Origin of the sequence: Shewanella sp. 11B5, from assembly GCF_002836795.1 — a bacterium.
In the GTDB taxonomy this organism is placed as follows: Bacteria; Pseudomonadota; Gammaproteobacteria; order Enterobacterales; family Shewanellaceae; genus Shewanella; species Shewanella frigidimarina.
The window spans coordinates 1-3,257 of sequence record NZ_PJAP01000898.1; the positions used below are offsets into that span (position 1 = coordinate 1).

2 protein-coding genes and 2 pseudogenes are annotated in these 3,257 nt (G+C 41.1%); all 4 read right to left on the reverse strand.

Annotated elements, in window-relative coordinates:
* Nucleotides 1–367: pseudogene (locus tag CXF78_RS17875) on the reverse strand (GGDEF domain-containing protein); the annotation flags it as partial.
* 2 nt (nucleotides 368–369) lie between these two features.
* The gene (locus tag CXF78_RS17880) at nucleotides 370–1,044 is read right to left on the reverse strand and encodes a cupredoxin domain-containing protein (RefSeq protein ID WP_102037520.1); all 675 of its coding nucleotides are present in this window, start codon (nucleotides 1,042–1,044) and stop codon (nucleotides 370–372) included.
* Between the two features lie 258 nt (nucleotides 1,045–1,302).
* Nucleotides 1,303–2,748 (reverse strand): methyl-accepting chemotaxis protein, encoded by a 1,446-nt coding sequence (locus tag CXF78_RS17885; protein ID WP_102037521.1) that lies wholly within the window; start codon nucleotides 2,746–2,748, stop codon nucleotides 1,303–1,305.
* A 237-nt stretch (nucleotides 2,749–2,985) separates the two neighbouring features.
* Nucleotides 2,986–3,257 (reverse strand): annotated as a pseudogene (locus CXF78_RS17890) (xanthine dehydrogenase family protein molybdopterin-binding subunit); the annotation flags it as partial.

Below are 3,257 nucleotides of genomic sequence, written 5' to 3' on the forward strand. Positions count from 1 at the left end.
CTTGCGAGGCCACCAGCTGGCCAATAACGTTACCTTCGGCAGACACAGCCATGGCTAAAGATGCATTAATCCGACTGCGATGATTATTTAATGCCACCAGAAAACTACGGTTATCACCATCAATAAAAATATCTTTTAAGCCAAAGTCCTTTGCGGCCGTCGCGGCAAATGCTGCCAAATAATAGTTTCGGTTATCGTATTGCGACTCGAAAACTAAGCTCGCTACTTCAAGTTGATTGGCCACATACTGTTGCTCTAACCTTTGATTAGCTTGGTATGTTAACCAAAAAGACAAACTCAATACGGTAATGATTAATAATACAAAAAAAGCAAAAATCCGTGTTTGCAGCCGATTAAAAAATAGCAATACTAGTATCCTTCTAAAAATTCAAATTCATCTAAACTTTGCTGGCTGGGGATACTATCAAAATCAGCCTGCAGTGTAATAGTCATAGTGTTATCACTGGGAAAATGAACAGGTTTCACTTGCTGATTATCAGGCATTTTTAACTGTGGATGCCACACAACCAGCTTAAAGTCATCTGCCGGTAAATGCTCAAATGTCACTATCCCTTGTAAATTGGTCACAGCATAAAATGGGGTGTCGACCACCAATAAATGCCCTGACATCCAGTCATGCACATTACAGCCCATAGACACATGCCCTGTTTGCTCAAATCTCAATATTTGCTGTTGTTGCTGATGACGAAGTTTGAATGAAAAACGCTTAGGCCCTAGTGCTGAAAAAATATGATGAGTAATATCATCTTCATTGACAAAAGCCACATCATTGCCTTTTTGTACAACGGTAATATAAGGAGAGAATTGCTTATCTTTTTGATGAACTTCAGCTTTACTAGGAGCAACTGTGGTAACAATATTGGCAGGAGCGCTTGGGAGTAAATACACCACCATGTTTTGTGCTGGTTGGCCCTGAGCGTTTAGCACCATAATGCTTTGAGGTGCCGCGTTCACGGCAGAGATGCCAAATAATATACCGCTTAAGGTCAGCACTATAGCAACGCGCGTAGAGGTAATGATCATTGATACTCCTGATGATGTTTGCTTAATGACACAATAAAGCACCGAAATAAGGTGGCGATAACAAACATGCACCATGCTATTCACAGATATCTAATCGTGTAATGTTACTAATTTAAGTGGTGTTAGACGGTTAATTCGAGTCCGTACACTCAAACTACCACTTAACAACTTAGTAACAGACCAGATACCTTAGTACTTTATTTCAAGCTAATCAAAAATATATCAACGATCTCCTCTTTATTGATAAAGTCGTAAGCGCTAGATTCTATATTGACTTAAAATCGCCGCTAAACCTTTAGATGATTGATTCAAATCTTTAGCTAATACACCAGCTTGTTTGGAAGTACTGCGAATCGTTTCCGATTGATGACGAATTTGATTAAGTTGTGAGGCTATATCCCTTGCAGACATGCTTTGTTGTTCCGCGGATGCTGCTATTTGGCTGCTCATATCGAACACCGCATTAATAGACTCAGCCATATGAGTAATATCATCACCCACCGCTTTGATACTCGCACTCCCTTGGTCTGCTTCAGTAACAATCACATTGGTAATACCGGTCAGCTTTTTGGAGCCTTGTTGCAACCCTTCAATCATTTTTTGAATTTCTACGGTGGCTTTTTGGGTACGCCCGGCAAGGGTACGCACTTCGTCCGCCACGACCGCAAAACCACGACCTTGCTCACCGGCACGTGCCGCTTCAATGGCGGCATTTAATGCCAATAAATTGGTTTGTTCAGAAATACTATCAATGGTGGTAACGGCATCATTAATTTGGGTAGCATCACGAGAAAGTTGCTCTACTGATGAAAATGCTTCTGCAATACGCTCAGATAGGTAACTAATACGTTTAACCGCATCGTTAATCTTACTTTGACTTTGCTCTATTTGCGTTGCATTTTGCTTAGTATTTAATGACGTATCACTTGCGTGATGTGACACATCGGCAATAGCCGCGGTCATTTGATCCATGGCATGTGCCACTGAGTCTAAAAAGTGATGTTGTTGATCTATCAGTTCGTCATTGGTACTGGCTTGATGATTAAACTCGTTGCCAGCAACAGCCAAGGTTTCAGCATTGCTACGGATAGCACCAACCATTTCACTCATGTTGTCAGCGCAACGATCAATGTCGTTGGCGATTAAACTGAAATCATCAGTACCAAAAAAGTTAAGTCTAAAGGTTAAGTCGCCGTCAGCGAGGCGTTTAATGGCCATGTACATTTCCCATAACCCGCCGCCTAATGACGTAGAAATCCAATAACTTAATTGAAATAGTGGCAACAATCCCACCAGCGCAATGATGAGCATAAATTGGGCATTGCCAATCGCGTCTTGTTCCCACTGCTGGACATTTTGGCTTTGAGTTAAATATTGATTACCCACATTGGCAGATGCTGTCACTATATCGCCACTGCGAGTACTCTCATCCCTTGCAGACACTTGCAGTTGGTTATCGGCAGCAAATTGTTGAAGCTCGGCGTTTTGTAATCCTTGACTGTTTGCCACTGAGGCAACACTTTGCACACGAGTGTTCACTCGGTCAAAAGATGACTGAGTAATTAAATCATTAGCTTGTTGGAAATTCAATATCGCGATAATACTTGTAATCGCGGCGACCATTGAACAAACAATCCAAAACTTACCATTAAGGCTGAACTTAATCATAATGGCATCAATTTTTCTAAACTGGATTTGCTTCATTTTTCAGCTTCCTGCGATAATTTATCGCTATAAAAAACAATTATTGAATATGGCGAGCATCAATATGCTCTGGGTTTATGACAAAAGATATAGAGAGTATAGACAAGCCTGACGGTTCATATGAAAACTGCATCTCAAATTCATAAAAATGCCTAAGTGCGAATACATTTAGGCATTTGACTTAATTATTATCGACTTAAGTGAGTAAAACTTAAGTGCTCTCTCTCACGAAAATAGCTAGACCGATAGAAACTTATTGAGCGGTAAATCACGATGTCGAGTTCCGGTTGCAGCAAAGATCGCATTGGTTAAACTCGGCGCCACAGGAGGTACCCCCGGCTCACCCACACCAGCCGGTTTAGCGGTTGACGCAATAATATGAGTTTCAATATCTGGGCACTGAGGTAAACGCAATAGAGGATAATCATGGAAATTAGACTGCACGACTTTACCGCCTTTAAAGCTTATGTCTCCCATCATAGCTAAACTCAAGCCAAAAATAATCGCAC